The sequence below is a fragment of the Arenibaculum pallidiluteum genome, assembly GCF_017355985.1.
GTDB classification, from domain to species: domain Bacteria; phylum Pseudomonadota; class Alphaproteobacteria; order Azospirillales; family Azospirillaceae; genus Arenibaculum; species Arenibaculum pallidiluteum.
Genome location: NZ_JAFIQU010000013.1, coordinates 85289 through 100885, shown reverse-complemented (window position 1 = coordinate 100885; position 15597 = coordinate 85289). Strand labels below are relative to the sequence as shown.

The window sequence follows — 15597 nt, the reverse complement described above, 5'->3', positions numbered from 1 at the left end:
TCACTGCCCCACGAAGTCGGCGTATTCCGGGAAGCCGATCGTCGCATACATGGAGCGGACGTAGTTGTACTCGGCATCCGCGATGGTCGGCAGGAAGCGCCCGCCCTTGAACTTCTGGTTGTCCTCGCCGACCATCATCGCCTTGAGCAGCGCGTCCCCATGGGTCGTGAAGGCCTTGCGGACGGTGGCGACGGTGCTCTCGGGCACATGGGCGCCGGCCAGCAGCACGTCCGCAGGCAGGTCGCGGCCACGCGCGATCACGCGGAAGGCAGTGCCGGGATAGCTGGCCTCGGCCCGCTTCAGATGGGTGAAGTTCATGCCGACCGCAGCGATGTCGCCGCGGATCAGCGCCTCCATGGCGACGTTCCGGTTCACATGCATGGGCTGGTAGTCCCGGCCGGGGACGAGGCCCTGGTCGGCGAGGGTCTGGATCGGCCCGAGATGGGTCGAGGTCGAGCCCACATCGCCGAAGGCGACCTTGCGGCCCTTCAGGTCGGCCGGGAGCTGGTAGGGGCTGCCGGCCAGAACGACGATGTTCGAGAAATAGTCCGGCCGCGAGAAGCCCACGACCGGCGCGGCGTTGCCGCGCTTGCGAAAGACCACGTATTCCGCGGGGCCGGTCAGGACGAAGTCGATGCGCTTCGCGTTCATCGCCTCCACGGCGGCGGTCCGGCTGGTCACCGGGAAGAAGTCGACCTCCAGGCCCGTCGCTTGGCGGAGCACGCCGCTGAACTCGCCGAACTCGCGCTGGAGCTGCTCGAGTCCGGCCAGGTCGGTCACGGCGAAGCGGATCCGCTCGGCCGCCTGGGCGAGGGAGGCGGTGGCGGCAAGCATGATGCCGGCCGCAAGGCCGGCCGCTGCGCGAAGTTTCATGGTTGGACTCCCAGGACATTGGGGTGGGACAAGGGGGACTCGGAGGCGTTGCCGTCGATCTGGCCGAGCAGAAGGGCGGTGAAGCGGGAGATGCCGTCCTCCAGGCTGCCGGCGTTCCGAAGTACCAGGACGTCCGGGCCGTCGATTGCGCCCGCGTCGGCACGGGCGAGCCGCGCCGCGATGGCGGCCGCGTCCTCTCTGGCGCGCGCGTGCAGCCTGGCCGCGAGGATCTCGGCCGGCGCCGTGACGGCGACGACCCGCAGCGGTGCCAGGCGCCGGCGCGCCTCGGGGATCACGGCGCGCGAAACGTTGGCGACGACGGACCGGCCGGCCGCCAGGGCCTCGGCGGCGGATGCGGGAATGCCGTAGGCAAGGCCGTGGGCGCGCCAGGAGAGGCAGAAGGCGCCCTGCGCCTCGGCAGCCGCGAAGGCCGCCTCGGACATGGCCAGATGGTCCTCGCCGCCCGCCCCGGCAGGGCGCGTCACCACGCGGGCGGGCATCACGATCCGCGGGTCGCCGGCCAGCCGACGCCGGGCCCCGTCGATCAGGCTGTCCTTGCCGACCCCGCTGGGCCCCACGACAAGGAAGAGCAGGCCGCGCATGCCTCAGCCCCCGTGCTTCGTGACGAAGGCGGCCGCGTCGAGATCTCGGAAATCCTGCAGGCAGGCGCGCAGCCGGTCGTGGGACCAGTCCCACCAGGCGAGGGCCTCAAGACGCTCGGCGAGATCGCGGGGGAAGCGCGCCCGCAGGGGGCGCGCCGGGACGCCTGCCACCACCGTATAGGCGGGGACGTCCCTGGAGACGACGGCCCCTGCGCCGACCACCGACCCCGTGCCGATCGAGACGCCCGGCAGGACCACGGCGCCATGGCCGATCCAGACGTCATGTCCGATGGTGACCTTGTGGCGGCGCCGCCAGTCGAAGAAGCCTTCCTCGTCTTCCTCGGCCAGCCCGAACTGCCGCGCGCGGTAGGTGAAGTGATGCTGGCTCGCGCGCCAAGTCGGGTGGTTGCCGGGATTGATCCGCGTGAAGGCGGCGATGGAGCAGAACTTGCCGATCTCGGCATGGATGATGCTGCTGTCGTGGACGACGTAGCTGTAGTCGCCGAAATCCGTCTCCTCGACGGTCGTTCGCTCGCCGATCTCGGTGTACCGGCCGAGCCGGCTGTCGCACACGCTCGCACCAGGGTGCAGCAGCGGCTCCGGGCCGAGGGATGTGGCACTGGTGCTCAACTCCGCTCCTCCGGGCTTCCCGTCATGGCTGCCGCGCTTTCATAGAGACGTCTAGATGACCGACTGGTCGTTCGCCTTCGCGCCGGCCCCGATCCTGCGAGACCGAAGCATAAGGATCCCGTGTGACGGGTGTATTGCGCTTCGATAAAACTTTGAGTGTGCCTAGACTAATCTTTGAATTCGTCTATCAGCGCGCAAGTACAAAGAAAGAAAGGGGCTGGCACGCGGCGGCGTGCCAGCCCCTTTCTTCGCTGCGGATAGCATCAGCCTTCCAGAGGAACGCGGTCGATCAGGTCGAAGGGCTGGCCGGGGCCGGGCTGTCGGAACAGGGCGATCTCTGCCACCGGCATCGGCGTGCCGCACAGGGCGGCGGTGGCTTGCCTCAGATAAGGCTCGATCAGCGCCCGGTCCGCGTCCTCCAGGCGCCCGGTCAGGGTCAGGTGGAAGCGGAACGCGTCCAGGACGTAGGGATATCCCCAGGCCGCCAGCAACTCCTGCTGCCGCGGGGTGAGGCCGGCGGACAGCCGCTTCTCGAACTCGTCCCGCGTCGGCCGGGCGCGGAAGCGGTCCAGCTCGGTGACGCAGTGCGCCGCCAGCCCGTCCAGCGCGGCCGAGGGCTCGTCGGGCACCAGCGCCAGGAAGCTTCCGATCGCGCGAAGGGTCAGGCGGGGCCCTTCGAAGCGCCGCAGCGAGACCGCAAGATCCACCACCGCCGCGCGCAGATCCCCGGCCTGCCATCCGTCGGCAAGGCGCATGGGCGGCTTCAGCGTGCCGTGGAATCCGTAGAGCCGCGGTGATGCGGTCAGCGTCGCGAGCCGGCCGGGCTCCAGCCCCGGCACGGCGGGCTGGTCCAGCATCGCGCCGGTCTCGGGGTCCCGGCCGAGCCAGCGGCAGCCGAAGCGCCAGAGGTCGTGACCGGCAGGCGGGGCGTAATAGACGGCGTAGCGCTCTCCCATGGCGGCCTCAGACGACCCGACGCCCTTGGCGCCACACGGTCAGCGCCACGGGCAGGTCCGCGACGCGCCGCACCCGGACGAGATCGCCCCGCAGCCCGGGCGCGATGGCCCCGCGATCGTCCAGCCCCAGCATCCCCGCGATGTTGGCGGAGACCGTTGCGACCGCCGCCGGGAGGGACAGGCCATGGGTGTCGTGCAGGAGGAAGGCCGCATGGAGCAGGCTCAGCGGCACGTAGTCCGAGGACAGTCCGTCGAGCAGGCCGGCCGACGCCAGCTCCCCGGCGGAGACATTGCCGGAATGTGATCCGCCGCGCACGACGTTGGGCGCGCCCATCACTGTCTTCAGGCCGCGCGCCCGCGCATGGCGCGCCGCATCGAGCGTGGTCGGGAACTCCGAGATGGTGACCCCTTCCCCGACAGCCTCGTCAACATGGGCGGGGATCGTGTCGTCGTGACTCGCCAGGGTCAGGCCGCGCTCGCGCGCCATGTCGACGATGCGCCTGCGGTGCTCGACGGCGTAGCGCTGCTGCTCGGAGCTGCGCAGGGCGAGATGCGCCGCGAACTCCTCGTCCGTCCACTTCTTCTCCTTGTGGAACAGGCGGTACTTTGACAGCTCCGCCCATTGCCGCTGCCCCGGCGTATGGTCCATCAGCGATACCAGCCTGAGCAGCGGATGGTCGGCGAAGGGCTCGAAGATCTCGACCACCGCATGGTCGGACACCTCGCAGCGCATGTGCAGCAGGTGGTCGGCGCGCAGCAGGTCGCGCGAGCGGGCCTCGTCCACCGCCGCCACGGCGTCGCTGAGCATCTTGCGCCGGCCGCTGCCCTCCCGGTACTCGCCGACCGAGACCGCGTCGAGGACCGTGGTGATGCCGGCCCCGGCGACCTGCAGGTCGTGCCCGATGACCGCCGCCATGGGCGACGGCCAATGGGCGCCCGGGCGCGGCTGGAAGTGCTTTTCCAGGTTGTCCGTATGCAGCTCGATCAGGCCCGGAAGCAGGTAGTCGCCCTCCAGGTCGATGGCGGCCGGCAGAGCCGTCGCGGCGGAGGACAGGCCGCGGATCGTCCCGCCCGCAAGGACCAGCGTGCCGTGCACGACCTCGTCGTGGAGCACGAGGCGCGCATTGGTCAGGATCGTCTCGCCGCTCATGCTGCCGACCTCGTGCAGGCGCGGATGTCGAAGAGCCGGTCCGCCACCGCGGCGCGGACCTCGTCGTCGTGGAAGATGCCGACGATCGCCGTCCCGCGCGCCTTCGCCTCGCGGATCAGCTCGACCACGACCTGCCGGTTGGCGGCGTCGAGCGAGGCCGTCGGCTCGTCCAGGAGCAGGATCGGGTAGGGATGGACGAAGCCGCGGGCGACGTTCACCCGCTGCTGCTCCCCGCCGGAGAAGGTGGCGGGCGCCAGCGTCCACAGCCGTTCGGGGATGTTCAGCCGCTCCAGCAGGCGTCGCGCCGCGGTCCGCGCCGCCTCGGCGGGGGTGCCGCAGGCGATCGCGGGCTCGGCGACGATGTCGAGGGCGGGGACGCGGGGGATCACCCGCAGGAACTGGCTGACATAGCCGATCGTCGCGCGCCGGACCTCCAGGACCTGCCAGGGCTCGGCCGAAGCCAGGTCGACGGTGCCGCCGCCATGGGCGATGCGCACATGGCCCGCCTGCGGCTTGTAGTTGGCGTAGAGCGAGCGCAGCAGCGTCGACTTGCCGGTGCCCGAGGGGCCATGCAGGCAGACGCACTCGCCGGCGGCGACGTCCAGGTCCAGGTCCGCGAAGACCGGGATGCGGGCACCGCCCTGGGTGTGCAGGACGAAGGACTTGGTGAGGCCGCGGACCTCGATCATGGTCGTCATCTCCACTCCTCGCCGTTCAGACCTGCAGCACCGAGGATACCAGGAGCTGGGTATAGGGATGGTGGGGGTCGTCCAGCACCTGGTCGGTCAGGCCCGACTCCACGACCTCGCCGCGCCACATCACCATCAGCCGGTCCGCTAGCAGCCGGACCACCGCCAGGTCGTGGGTGACCACCACGGCCGCTACGCCGAGCTCGCGCACGAGGCCGCGCAGCAGGTCCAGGAGCCGCGCCTGGACCGAGACGTCGAGGCCGCCGGTCGGCTCGTCCATGAAGACGAGGCGCGGGCCCGTCACCAGGTTCCGGGCGATCTGCAGGCGCTGCTGCATGCCGCCCGAGAAGGTCCGCGGCAGGTCGTCGATGCGGCCGAGGTCCAGCTCGACCTTGCGCAGCCAGTCCTCCGCCTTGGCGCGGATGTGCCCGTAGTGCCGGTCGCCGACCGCCATCAGCCGCTCGCCCACATTGCCGCCGGCGCTGACGTCCATGCGCAGCCCGTCCCGGGGGTTCTGGTGGACGATGCCCCACTCGGTGCGGGCGAGCAGCCTGCGCTCGGGCTCGGACAGGGCATAGACGTCGACGAGGCCGCGGGAGCGGGTGGCGTACTCGACCGTGCCCGCATCCGGCCGTTGGCGGGCCGACAGGCAGCTCAGCAGGGTCGACTTTCCCGATCCCGATTCGCCCACGATCCCGATCACCTCGCCCGGGTGCAGGTCGAACGAGATCGACCGGCACGCCGTCACGGGGCCGAAGCGCTTCGTGAGCCCCGAGACCCGGAGCAGCGGGGTGGGGGCTGTGCGCACCGGGGCGGTCATCGCGCGGCTCCTCGGGGCTTGGCGGCAGCCGCGGTCGCCGCGTCGGCGCCAAGCCTGCCGGTATGGCCCCGGGCGCGCCGGGTGCCGCAATGGTCGGTATCCGAGCAGACGAACATGCGTCCGCCCCTGTCGTCCAGGATCACCTCGTCCAGGTAGCTGTCCCCGGCGCCGCAGAGCGCGCAGCATTCGTCCCAGCGCTGGATCGCGAAGGGATGGTCCTCGAAGTCGAGGCTCCGCACATCGGTGTAGGGTGGGACCGCGTAGATCCGCTTCTCCCGCCCCGCCCCGAAAAGTTGAACCGCCGGGTTGCCGCCCATCTTTGGGTTGTCGAACTTGGGGATGGGGGTCGGCGACATCACGTGGCGTCCGTTGACCATCACTGGATAGCTGTAGGTGGTCGCGATCCGCCCGAAGCGGGCGATGTCCTCGTACAGCCGGACATGCATCAGGCCGTACTCGGCATAGGCGTGCATCTTTCGCGTCTCGCCCTCGCGCGGCTCCAGCTTGCGCAGCGGCTCGGGCTGCGGGACCTGATAGACCAGGATCTGACCCTCGCGCAGGGGCTGCTCGGGAATGCGGTGCCGGGTCTGGATCACCGTGGCCTCGGCCGTGGCCTCGGTCGTCTCCACCGCGGCGACGCGGGCGAAGAAGCGGCGGATGCTCACGGCGTTGGTGGTGTCGTCCGCGCCCTGGTCGATCACCTTCAGTACGTCGTCCGGGCCGATGATGCTGGCCGTCACCTGGATGCCGCCCGTGCCCCAGCCGTAGGGCAGCGGCATCTCGCGGCTGCCGAAGGGCACCTGATAGCCCGGCACGGCCAGGGCCTTCAGCAGGCAGCGCCGGATCATGCGCTTGGTCTGCTCGTCGAGATAGGCGTAGTTGTAGCGGTCGGCGCCGTCGGGGTCGGAATCCCCGATGGCGGCCCGTGTGGTCTGCATGGGCTCGGCGGCCCCGATCCCGGATGTCATTCCGCGGCCTCCTTGCGGCGGGCGTCCCCGTGGTCGGCGCGCAGGCGGCGCACCAGCTCGAGCTCGGCCTGGAAATCCACGTAGTGCGGCAGCTTCAGGTGCTGGACGAAGCCCGAGGCCTCGACATTGTCGCTGTGGTAGAGGACGAACTCCTCGTCCTGTGCGGGGTAGCGCGCGGTCTCGTCGAGCTCGCGGCAGCGCAGCGCCCGGTCGACCAGGGCCATCGCCATGGCCTTGCGCTCGCAATGGCCGAAGGTCAGGCCGTAGCCGCGGGTGAACTGCGCCGGGCGCGAGGCCGACCCCGCGAACTGGTTGACCATCTGGCACTCGGTGACGGTGATCTCGCCGATGTCGATGGCGAAGCCGAGCTCCTCCGGGACGATCTCGACCGATACCTCGCCCAGCCGGATCTCGCCCGCGAAGGGATGGTTGCCGCCGAAGCCGCGCTGGGTCGAATAGCCCAGCGCCAGCAGGAAACCCTCGTCCCCGCGGGCGAGGTTCTGCAGGCGCTGGTCCCGGCCCGCCGGGAAGCTCAGCGGCTCGCGCGTCAGGTCGAATGGCTCAGGTTCCCCGGAGGCGGGGTCGCCGGCAGGCGTCTCCGGCTCCAGCAGGTCCTCGCCGCCGAGCACGTCGCAGACCCGCAGCATCGGGTGCGCGACCGGCTCCTCGGCCGGCTCCAGCGCTTCCGGCGGCGCGTCCGTCTCGGCCGCCAGCGCGAAGTCCAGCAGCCGGTGGGTGTAGTCGTAGGTGGGGCCGAGCACCTGGCCCCCCGGCAGGTCCTTGTACGTCGCGGAGACTCGCCGCCGGACGGCCATTGCGGCGGTGTCGATGGGCTCCGAGACCGCAAGGCGCGGCAGGGTTGTCCGGTAGGCACGCAGCAGGAAGACCGCTTCGACCAGGTCTCCGCGCGCCTGCTTGATGGCCAGCGCCACCAGCCCGCGGTCGTAGAGCGAGCCCTCGGTCATCACCCGGTCCACCGCCAGGCCGAGCTGCTGGTCGATCTGGCGCAGCGAGACCTCGGGCACCGACGGGTCGCCGCGGCGCTCCTCTGCCAGCAGCTTGTGGGAATTGAGGATGGCCTTCTCGCCACCCTTCACGGCGACATACATGGCATCACCCTTCGATGCGCGTGCCGCGCGGCAGGGCGACAAGCTTCCGGCCGCAGGTCAGCACGAGGTCGACCCCCATGGGATAGATCGCGTGATTGAGGGCCCAGGTCTCCGCGAACCACGGCGGCAGCCCCGTGACCACGAGGTCGAGCGTCCCGTCGATGCCCGGGCCCTGCAGCCGCAGCGTTTGCCCCTGGCCCTGGCCCTGGCCCTGGCTCAAGGCCTCCACCTGGATCACCACCGTGCAGGAGCGGTCGGGATACTGGTCGGTTCCCGGCGCGAAGCGGTCCAGCCGGGGCATCGCCGCGGGATCGGCGACCACGGCGAAGGCCGCCCCCTCCGGCGCGTCCGCCAGCGGCGCCCCGCAATGGAAGCGCAGCCAGGCGGCGACCGCCGGCCGGCCGGCCGCGCCATCGAGCCAGAGCGGCGTCTCCAGGTCGGCCAGCGTCAGGCAGAACGACGCGGTGGCCGCGTTCAGCGGCGCGGGTATCTCGGCGATCTCCGCGACCTCCTGGATGCGGCCGACATAGGAGAAGGCCGCGAGCAGGCGCCGGAAAGCAGCCTGGGCGTCCAGGACGGGATCCGCGAAGCCCGTCGCCAGGCGGCTGGTGTCGAAGCCGGTCTCGAAGGCTGCGGTCACCGTGGATTCTCCCCGCGCACCATGGTGAAGAACTCGACCCTGGTCGCATTGGCCTTGCGGCTGCGCTGCTCGCGCTCGGCCGCCCGCCGGTCAGCCAGGCGCCGTACGGCCTCCTGCGCGGGTCCGCGGCCGTCCGGCGTCTGCAGCAGTGCGTCGAATGCTGCGGCCAGCTCGGCGTGCCGGCGGTCCCGGCCCTTGACGTAGGCGTGCCCGGTCGCGACGGCTCCGAAGGCGGCATCGGCCAGGCGCAGCGCGCAGCGGGTGACCGCCATCTCGCCGAGATTGAATGCCTGCCCGGTGCCGCCCGCCCGGCCGCGCACCATCACCAGCCCCACCTCGGGACGGCGCAGCCATTCGTAGGAGGGCGGCCGGGGCAGGTCGCTCCATTCCGCTTCCAGCTCGGCGCGGCTGGCGCGGGCCAGGACCGCCATCCAGCGGCGCCGCGCCTCGTTTCCGGGCCCCTGCTCCGGCTCGGTGATGATTTCCGACATGCCGTCTCCGAATTCATCTAGACGTATACATGTTTCGGAGTATGAGAAGGGCCGCAGGTGATGTAAACCATCTCTTGGTGAAACTTGAATGACAGCGGGCGAGAGGCGGCATGGGGATCGGTCGGGGCAGCGGGGTGGCTCTCTGGCGCCAGATCGCCGAGACGCTCGAGGCCGACATCGCGCAACAGGTCTTCCCGCCCGGCGGGCGCCTCCCGACCGAGGAGGAGCTGGCCGCCCGGTTCGGCGTCAACCGGCACACGCTGCGTCGCGCGGTGGCCCAGCTTCAGGACCAAGGGCTCGTCCGGGTCGAGCAGGGCAGGGGCACCTTCGTGCAGGAGGGCGTGATCGACTATCCGCTGGGCCGGCGCACGCGCTTCAGCGAGATCATCCGCAGGCAGTCCCGCTCGGCTTCCGGCCATGCTTTGCGGACCGCGCATGTGCCCGCCGATTCGGCGGTCGCAAAGGCGCTCGGGATCGTGCCGGGCGAGATGGTGGCCCTGGTCGAGACGCTGAGCAGCGTCGACGGAGCGCCGCTCAGCCTCGCCATGCACCACTTCCCCGCGTCCCGATTCCCGGACCTGCTGGAGGTCTATGGGACGGAAGGCGGCATCACCGCGACCCTGACCCGCCTCGGCGTCGGCGACTACACGCGAAAGGTGACGCGGGTGACGGCAAGGCTTCCCGATGCCTACGAGATGCACCACCTGCGCCTGTCGCGGACGACGCCCGTGCTGGTGTCGGAGGCCGTGAACGTGGACGGCCGCGGACGGCCGGTCGAGTACGGTGTCTCCCGGTTCGCCGCGAACCGCGTCCAGATCGTCTTCGAGAGCTGAGAGGGCCGGCCGCTCAGGCGCCAGTCGCCGGGGCGGTGTCGCGGCTCAGGATCTCCGCCATTCTGGCCAGCATCTCGCCGGCGCGGAACGGCTTGTTCAGCCGGGCCGTGAACGGTCCCGACAGCGGCAGGTCCCGCTGGTCGGCATAGCCCGTCATCATCAGGATGGGAAGCGCCGGCGCCAGCGCCCTGATCCCGTGGGCGGTCTCATGGCCGTTCATGCCAGGCATGGCGTAGTCGACCAGCGCCAGGTCGAAGGGGAGCGAGGCGTTCTCCATCGCCTCGATGGCCGCGGCGCCGCCTTCGGCCTCGGTCACGCGGCAGCCTGCCTCGCGCAGCATGCCGGCGACCGCCCGGCGCACATCGTGGTCGTCGTCGACGAGGAGGACCGACCGGCCGCTCACGGAATCCGCCCAGGCGTCGCCGGCGGCCGCGGCGGCCGGGACCACGCCTTCGGCAGCCCTGAGCAGGTAGACCTCGACCCGCGTGCCGGCGCCTGGCTGGCTCTCGATCCTGATGCCGCCGCCGAGCTGCTTGACGATGCCCAGCACCTGCGGCAGGCCGAGCCCCGACCCCTTGCCGACCTCCTTGGTCGTGAAGAAGGGCTCGAAGACGCGCTCAAGCGTCTCGGGCGGGATCCCGGTGCCCGTGTCCGAGACCGAGATCCGGACGTACTCGCCCGTCGGCGGCGCCTCGGGCGCCTCCGAATCCTCAGCGGTGGCGTTCGCGGTCTCGATGGTCAGGGTGCCGCCGTCCGGCATGGCGTCGCGCGCGTTCAGCGCCAGATTCAGGACGACGAGCTCGAGCTGCGTCGCATCGGCGAGGGCGGGCCACAGATCCGCGCCCGGGTGCATCTCGATGCTGATCGTCGCGCCGAGGGTATGGCGCATCAGCCCGACGATCCCCTCCACCGAGGCGTTGACGTCGACCGGCTTGGGGTCCAGGCGCTGGCGCCGCGAGAAGGCCAGGAGCTGCGAGGTCAGCTTGGCGCCGCGCTCGGCTGCGTGCGTCGCATTCCCGATCAGGCGGCGCACCCGCTCGTCCGCGCCGTCGCCGAGCCTCCGGCCCAGGATCTCCAGGCTGCCCAGGATGGCCATCAGCAGGTTGTTGAAATCGTGGGCCAGCCCGCCGGTGAGCTGCCCGACAGCCTCCAGGCGCTGTGCCCGCGACAGGCGGGCCTCGGCCTTGCGGCGCTCCTCGATCTCGCCGAGAAGGCGCGCATTGGCGGTGGCAAGCTCGGCGGTCCTGGCGGCGACGCGCTCCTCCAGCGTCTCGTTCAGCCGCCGCAGCTCCGCGGCGGCGCGGTCCCGCTCGGCCTCACGCTCGGCGAGCGCCGCGGCGGCCCGGTCGATGGCCGTCCGGACCGCCTGGGTTTCCCGGAAGCTCCGAGCGAGGCGGTCCGTCCGGGGCTGGACGCCGTGGCCGAGCGCCTCGGCGTCCAGCGCCAGCGCCTCGACAGGGCGCGCGATGGAGCGGGCGACCGCGCCGGCAAGCGCGGCCCCGAGGACCAGGAGGAACCCTCCGGCGACCAGAAGCTGCAGCGCCGAGAGCCGCGCCGTGCGCGTCATCTCGCTGCGCGGTACGGCGACGACGAAGCTCCAGCCCGAGCCGGGAGAGCGGCTGAACGCCACGACCGTGGAGACGCCGTCCAGCGACGTGCTCTGGAAGACGCCCCGCTCCACGCCCTCGCGGACCCGCTTCACGACGTCCGGCGTTCCGGGGCTGCCAACGAAGCGTTCCGCCTCGCGGGTGCGCGCAACCACGATCCCGTTCTGATCGAGCACGGCGCCGACCCAGCTCGGGGGGAGGCCCTGCTCCGAGAGCAGGCGGTCGAATGCCTTGGACAGCGTGACGATGCTCAGGTGGAAGGTGCGCCCGCCTCTCTCGACCAGCAGCGAGGTGGCGAAGGTCGGCTGGCGCGCCAGCGTGCCCCTGAACAGGTGCGACACATGCGGGCGCTCGGTGCTGGCGCTGGCCCAGTAATCCTGGTTCTCGAGCTCCGGCAGTGCCGTTCCCCGCGGCAGGAGGGTGTTCACGACCTGCCGGCCGCGCTCCTCGAGCACGAACCAGCTCTCCGGGATCCGCACGGACCGGCGGGCCAGGCGATCGAGACCGTCCAGGTCGCCGCTGTCTAGGTGCGGGCTTGCGGCGAGCGCCCAGAGGGCTGCCTCCGCCTGCCCGAACTGGCGGTCCACCACGAGGGAGAGCGCTCGCGCCGTCTCGGCGAGGTGCCTCTCCATCTGCTCGCGGTCGCGGCCGTAGGCGGAGTAGAGCATGAACGCCGTCCCGACCAGGAACGGGACCAGCAGCGATACGACGAGAAGCAGCAGGCGCGACCGCAGCGAAGGCGGCCTCACAGAACTGGACTGCGGCACACCCGGAAGCTTCAAGTTTCCCGCCCTGGACGGTGGATCGCGGGCGGGGCGTTGCCCGCAATTCGCCCCAATTCCTAGCACAGGAAGGGCCCCTGCGCAGGAGCCTTGATGAGCCCGGTCCCGGCTTTTTCGGCCGGTGCGACGCCGGCGGCACCGGATCTGTCCCTTTGGGTCAAGTCACAGGTCACGCCGCGACAAGATTGGCTGGCTGGTTCACGCTACCATCGGTGTCATGAACAGTCGTGGACGCGGCCGAACCGGCCGCGGCATGGAGAGCCCGTCATGCACAAGGTCCTGGTCCTCTACCACCAGCCCAGGGATCCGGAGGCGTTCCGGCGCTACTATGCGGAGACGCACCTGCCCCTGGCGGCCAGGCTTCCGGGGCTGAGGGCCAGCCGTCACAGCTTTTCGGTCCAGGGCGTCGGCGCGCCCTCGCCCTATTTCTGCATCTGGGAAGGGGAGTTCGCCGACGAGGCCGCCATGGGCGCCGCCATGAGCTCCCCCGCGGGGCAGGCGGTCGCCGCCGACACCGCGAACTACGCGAGCGGCGGTTTCGTGATCCTGCACTATCCCGTCTAGCGCGCCGACCACCCGCAACAGGACAGCCCCACAGGAACCGCCATGTCCAGCCAAGACGACGCCTTCGCCGCCGGCCTCCAGGTGCGGCGCGACATGTTCGGCCCCGCCGGGGCCGACAAGCAGATCGAAGCCGCGACCGAATTCACCCGGCCCATGCAGGACTTGGTCACCCGCTATTGCTTCGGCGAGATCTGGGACCGCGAGCCGCTGGACCGCAAGACGCGCAGCATGCTGACGCTGGCGATGCTGACGGTCCTCAACCGGCCGAACCAGCTCAGGACCCATGTGCGCGGCGCCATCCAGAACGGCGTCTCCAAGGAGGAGATCCGCGAGGTCCTGCTGCACGCCATGATCTATGCCGGCGTCCCCGCCGGGGTGGACAGCATCCTGAACGCCCAGGACGTGCTCAAGGAGATGGGCCTTGAATGAGGCCCCGGAAGGGAAGGAAGGGACGGCCATGAGGGTTGGGTTCATCGGGATCGGCAACATGGGCTGGCCGATGGCGGCCAACATTGCCAAGGCGGGCCACGCGGTGACGGTCCATGACGGCTCGGCCGAGCGGATGGCGCGCTTCGTGGCCGAGCACGGGGGCCGTGCGGCGGAGACGCTCGCCGATCTCGGCGGCTGCGAGTTCGTCGTCACCATGCTGCCGACCGGCCAGATCGTGCGCGAGGTGCTGACCGGCGGCGCAGGGGGAGGCCTCGCGCCGCATCTGGGCGCGGGGACGGTGGTGATCGACATGAGCTCCTCGGACCCGCTGGGCACGCAGGAGCTCGGGGCGGCGCTGAAGGCGCGCGGCATCGCGCTGGTCGACGCGCCGGTGTCGGGGGGCGTGCCGCGGGCCGCGGCAGGCACCCTGGCGATCATGATCGGCGGCGACGACGCGGAGGCCATCGAGCGTGCCCGACCGCTGCTGCGGACCATGGGCGATCGGCTCTTCGACACCGGCCCGCTGGGATCCGGCCATGCCATGAAGGCGCTGAACAACTACTGCGCCGCGGCCGCCTACGCCGCGACGGCGGAGGCCCTGATCATCGGCGAGCGCTTCGGGCTGGCGCCCGAGACCATTGTCGAGATCGTGAACGCCTCGACCGGGCGCAGCTTCGTGTCGGAGCTGGTGATGAAGGAGCATGTGGTGACGGGGCGCTTCGCCACCGGCTTCCAGCTCGGGCTCCTGGCCAAGGACGTGAAGATCGCGGCCGACCTCGGCGAGGCACTGGGGATCGAGGCGCCGGTCTCGCGCCTGGTGCGCGAGCGCTGGTCGCTGGCCCGCGAGCGCGTCGGCGCCGAGCGCGACCATTCCGAGGCCATCCGCGGTTGGACCCAGGAGCCCGACCGGAAAGGCTGATCGGACCCAAGGCAGGAGGCAACCATGGATCAGACCGTTACCGATTTCGATCCCAGCCCCGCCGTCCGCGCCTTCCTGGCGCGCGCGCACGGGCATTTCATCGGCGGCAGGCTCGTCCCGGGCGGCGGCGCGGCGCTGCCGGTCTACAACCCGGCGACGGGCCAGGTGATCTCCGAGGTAGCCGACGGCACCGCCGCCGACGTGGACAGGGCGGTCGCCGCCGCCCGGGAGGCCTTCGAGAGCGAGGGGTGGCGGCGGATGCGCCCCGCCGACCGCGAGCGCATCCTGGTCCGGCTGGCCGAGCTGGTGGAGCGCGACGGCGAGACGCTGGCCGAGATCGAGACGCTGAACCAGGGCAAGTCGATCGCGCTGTCCAGGGGCGTCGAGGTCGGCCACTCGGTCGAGTTCATCCGCTACATGGCGGGATGGGCCACCAAGATCGAGGGTTCGACCCTCGACGTCTCGATCCCGTTTCCGCCGGGCGCTCAGTACCGCGCCATGACGCTGCGCGAGCCCGTCGGCGTGGTCGGCGCCATCATCCCCTGGAACTTCCCGCTGGTCATGGCGGCATGGAAGATCGCCCCGGCCCTGGCCTGCGGCTGCACGGTCGTCCTGAAGCCCGCCGAGGAGACGCCGCTGACGGCGCTGCGCCTGGCCGAGCTGTGCCTCGAGGCCGGCATCCCGCCGGGCGTGGTCAACGTGGTGACCGGGCGCGGCGAGACCACGGGCGCAGCCCTGGCCCGCCATCCCGGCATCGACAAGGTCGCCTTCACGGGATCGACCGAGGTCGGCAAGCTGATCGGCGAGGCCGCGGTGCGCAACATGACGCGCTTCTCGCTGGAGCTCGGGGGCAAGTCGCCGGTGATCGTCCTCGACGACGTGTCGCCCGACGTCGCGGCCGAGGGCGCCGCGGCCGCGATCTTCTTCAACCAAGGGCAGGTCTGCACGGCAGGCTCGCGCCTCTACGTCCAGTCCCGGATCTTCGACCAGGTGGTCGAGCGGCTGGCGGGCGCGGCGCAGGCCCTGCGCATCGGGCCCGGCTGGGACCCGGCGAACCAGATCAATCCGCTCGTCTCGCGCCGGCACAAGGAGCGGGTGACGGGCTACATCCGCAGCGGCGCCGAGGAAGGTGCCCGGATTCTGGCCGGCGGGGACGAATATGCGGGCGAGGGCTTCTTCGTCCGGCCGACCGTCCTCGTCGACGTCGATCACCGCATGAAGGTCGTCCGGGAGGAGATCTTCGGGCCGGTGATCGCAGCCATGCCCTTCGACGATCTGGACGAGGTCGCGCGCAAGGCGAACGATACGTCCTTCGGCCTGGGCGCAAGCATCTGGTCCAACGACCACCGCAAGATCATGGCGCTGGTCGGGAAGGTGAAGGCGGGCTCGGTCTGGGTCAACGCGCACAACCTCGTGGACGCGAACCTGCCCTTCGGTGGCTTCAAGCAGTCCGGCATCGGGCGGGAGATGGGCAGGGCGGCCCTGGATCTTTACACCGAAACCAAATCAGTATGCTTCGCCTACTGAACAATCGC

The 15597-nt window shown here is 70.9% G+C and carries 17 protein-coding genes; 5 read left to right on the top strand and 12 right to left on the bottom strand.

Annotated elements, in window-relative coordinates:
* The 11 genes from JUB13_RS22025 to phnG form a co-directional block, all read right to left on the bottom strand.
* A complete protein-coding gene (locus tag JUB13_RS22025; RefSeq protein WP_207482684.1) occupies positions 1 to 873 on the bottom strand; it encodes a PhnD/SsuA/transferrin family substrate-binding protein in 873 nt (290 codons plus the stop codon).
* The gene (gene phnN, locus JUB13_RS22020) at positions 870 to 1475 is read right to left on the bottom strand and encodes a phosphonate metabolism protein/1,5-bisphosphokinase (PRPP-forming) PhnN (RefSeq protein ID WP_207482682.1); all 606 of its coding nucleotides are present in this window, start codon (positions 1473 to 1475) and stop codon (positions 870 to 872) included. Before phnN ends, JUB13_RS22025 begins: the two co-directional genes overlap by 4 nt.
* Before the next feature lie 3 nt (positions 1476 to 1478).
* Entirely contained in the window at positions 1479 to 2105 is a 627-nt protein-coding gene (locus JUB13_RS22015; RefSeq protein ID WP_207482680.1) for a DapH/DapD/GlmU-related protein, read from the bottom strand.
* Positions 2106 to 2368: 263 nt separating this feature from the next.
* A complete protein-coding gene (locus tag JUB13_RS22010; RefSeq protein ID WP_207482678.1) occupies positions 2369 to 3061 on the bottom strand; it encodes a DUF1045 domain-containing protein in 693 nt (230 codons plus the stop codon).
* A 7-nt stretch (positions 3062 to 3068) separates the two neighbouring features.
* The gene (locus JUB13_RS22005) at positions 3069 to 4211 is read right to left on the bottom strand and encodes an alpha-D-ribose 1-methylphosphonate 5-triphosphate diphosphatase (RefSeq protein ID WP_207482676.1); all 1143 of its coding nucleotides are present in this window, start codon (positions 4209 to 4211) and stop codon (positions 3069 to 3071) included.
* Positions 4208 to 4909 (bottom strand): phosphonate C-P lyase system protein PhnL, encoded by a 702-nt coding sequence (gene phnL, locus JUB13_RS22000; protein ID WP_207482675.1) that lies wholly within the window; start codon positions 4907 to 4909, stop codon positions 4208 to 4210. Before phnL ends, JUB13_RS22005 begins: the two co-directional genes overlap by 4 nt.
* 16 nt (positions 4910 to 4925) lie before the next feature.
* Positions 4926 to 5720, bottom strand: coding sequence for a phosphonate C-P lyase system protein PhnK (gene phnK / locus JUB13_RS21995; protein WP_207482673.1), 795 nt, complete (start codon positions 5718 to 5720; stop codon positions 4926 to 4928).
* The gene (locus tag JUB13_RS21990) at positions 5717 to 6688 is read right to left on the bottom strand and encodes an alpha-D-ribose 1-methylphosphonate 5-phosphate C-P-lyase PhnJ (RefSeq protein ID WP_456237120.1); all 972 of its coding nucleotides are present in this window, start codon (positions 6686 to 6688) and stop codon (positions 5717 to 5719) included. The genes phnK and JUB13_RS21990 overlap by 4 nt, the downstream gene beginning before the upstream one ends.
* The gene (locus tag JUB13_RS21985) at positions 6685 to 7797 is read right to left on the bottom strand and encodes a carbon-phosphorus lyase complex subunit PhnI (protein ID WP_207482671.1); all 1113 of its coding nucleotides are present in this window, start codon (positions 7795 to 7797) and stop codon (positions 6685 to 6687) included. The genes JUB13_RS21990 and JUB13_RS21985 overlap by 4 nt, the downstream gene beginning before the upstream one ends.
* Positions 7798 to 7801: 4 nt before the next feature.
* Positions 7802 to 8437: a phosphonate C-P lyase system protein PhnH gene (gene phnH / locus JUB13_RS21980; RefSeq protein WP_207482669.1), complete on the bottom strand. Its 636-nt coding sequence runs from the start codon at positions 8435 to 8437 to the stop codon at positions 7802 to 7804.
* Positions 8434 to 8928, bottom strand: a complete 495-nt coding sequence (gene phnG, locus JUB13_RS21975) for a phosphonate C-P lyase system protein PhnG (protein WP_207482667.1) — start codon at positions 8926 to 8928, stop codon at positions 8434 to 8436. The genes phnH and phnG overlap by 4 nt, the downstream gene beginning before the upstream one ends.
* A 110-nt stretch (positions 8929 to 9038) precedes the next feature.
* Here phnG and phnF point away from each other — a divergent pair, with 110 nt between their 5' ends.
* Complete coding sequence (phnF, locus tag JUB13_RS21970; RefSeq protein WP_207482665.1) at positions 9039 to 9761, top strand: phosphonate metabolism transcriptional regulator PhnF; 723 nt, start codon at positions 9039 to 9041, stop codon at positions 9759 to 9761.
* A 13-nt stretch (positions 9762 to 9774) separates the two neighbouring features.
* Here the strand turns inward: phnF and JUB13_RS31515 are convergent, their stop codons facing one another.
* Positions 9775 to 12117 (bottom strand): hybrid sensor histidine kinase/response regulator, encoded by a 2343-nt coding sequence (locus tag JUB13_RS31515; protein WP_207482663.1) that lies wholly within the window; start codon positions 12115 to 12117, stop codon positions 9775 to 9777.
* Positions 12118 to 12417: 300 nt separating this feature from the next.
* Here JUB13_RS31515 and JUB13_RS21960 point away from each other — a divergent pair, with 300 nt between their 5' ends.
* From JUB13_RS21960 to JUB13_RS21945, 4 genes are read left to right on the top strand one after another with little or no spacing between them, the layout of a single operon-like run.
* Positions 12418 to 12714: an EthD family reductase gene (locus JUB13_RS21960; RefSeq protein ID WP_207482661.1), complete on the top strand. Its 297-nt coding sequence runs from the start codon at positions 12418 to 12420 to the stop codon at positions 12712 to 12714.
* A 42-nt stretch (positions 12715 to 12756) separates the two neighbouring features.
* Positions 12757 to 13143, top strand: coding sequence for a carboxymuconolactone decarboxylase family protein (locus JUB13_RS21955; RefSeq protein ID WP_207482659.1), 387 nt, complete (start codon positions 12757 to 12759; stop codon positions 13141 to 13143).
* A 28-nt stretch (positions 13144 to 13171) separates the two neighbouring features.
* A complete protein-coding gene (locus JUB13_RS21950) occupies positions 13172 to 14062 on the top strand; it encodes an NAD(P)-dependent oxidoreductase (protein ID WP_207482656.1) in 891 nt (296 codons plus the stop codon).
* A 24-nt stretch (positions 14063 to 14086) separates the two neighbouring features.
* Positions 14087 to 15589 (top strand): aldehyde dehydrogenase family protein, encoded by a 1503-nt coding sequence (locus JUB13_RS21945; protein ID WP_207482654.1) that lies wholly within the window; start codon positions 14087 to 14089, stop codon positions 15587 to 15589.
* Positions 15590 to 15597: the final 8 nt, after the last annotated feature.

Coding starts and splice junctions, on each gene's coding strand:
- JUB13_RS22025 (WP_207482684.1), bottom strand. CDS start 873: ATGAAACTTCGCGCAGCGGCCGGCCTTGCGGCCGGCATCATGCTTGCC.
- phnN (WP_207482682.1), bottom strand. CDS start 1,475: ATGCGCGGCCTGCTCTTCCTTGTCGTGGGGCCCAGCGGGGTCGGCAAG.
- JUB13_RS22010 (WP_207482678.1), bottom strand. CDS start 3,061: ATGGGAGAGCGCTACGCCGTCTATTACGCCCCGCCTGCCGGTCACGAC.
- JUB13_RS22005 (WP_207482676.1), bottom strand. CDS start 4,211: ATGAGCGGCGAGACGATCCTGACCAATGCGCGCCTCGTGCTCCACGAC.
- phnL (WP_207482675.1), bottom strand. CDS start 4,909: ATGACGACCATGATCGAGGTCCGCGGCCTCACCAAGTCCTTCGTCCTG.
- phnK (WP_207482673.1), bottom strand. CDS start 5,720: ATGACCGCCCCGGTGCGCACAGCCCCCACCCCGCTGCTCCGGGTCTCG.
- JUB13_RS21990 (WP_456237120.1), bottom strand. CDS start 6,688: ATGACATCCGGGATCGGGGCCGCCGAGCCCATGCAGACCACACGGGCC.
- JUB13_RS21985 (WP_207482671.1), bottom strand. CDS start 7,797: ATGTATGTCGCCGTGAAGGGTGGCGAGAAGGCCATCCTCAATTCCCAC.
- phnG (WP_207482667.1), bottom strand. CDS start 8,928: ATGTCGGAAATCATCACCGAGCCGGAGCAGGGGCCCGGAAACGAGGCG.
- phnF (WP_207482665.1), top strand. CDS start 9,039: ATGGGGATCGGTCGGGGCAGCGGGGTGGCTCTCTGGCGCCAGATCGCC.
- JUB13_RS21960 (WP_207482661.1), top strand. CDS start 12,418: ATGCACAAGGTCCTGGTCCTCTACCACCAGCCCAGGGATCCGGAGGCG.
- JUB13_RS21955 (WP_207482659.1), top strand. CDS start 12,757: ATGTCCAGCCAAGACGACGCCTTCGCCGCCGGCCTCCAGGTGCGGCGC.
- JUB13_RS21950 (WP_207482656.1), top strand. CDS start 13,172: ATGAGGGTTGGGTTCATCGGGATCGGCAACATGGGCTGGCCGATGGCG.
- JUB13_RS21945 (WP_207482654.1), top strand. CDS start 14,087: ATGGATCAGACCGTTACCGATTTCGATCCCAGCCCCGCCGTCCGCGCC.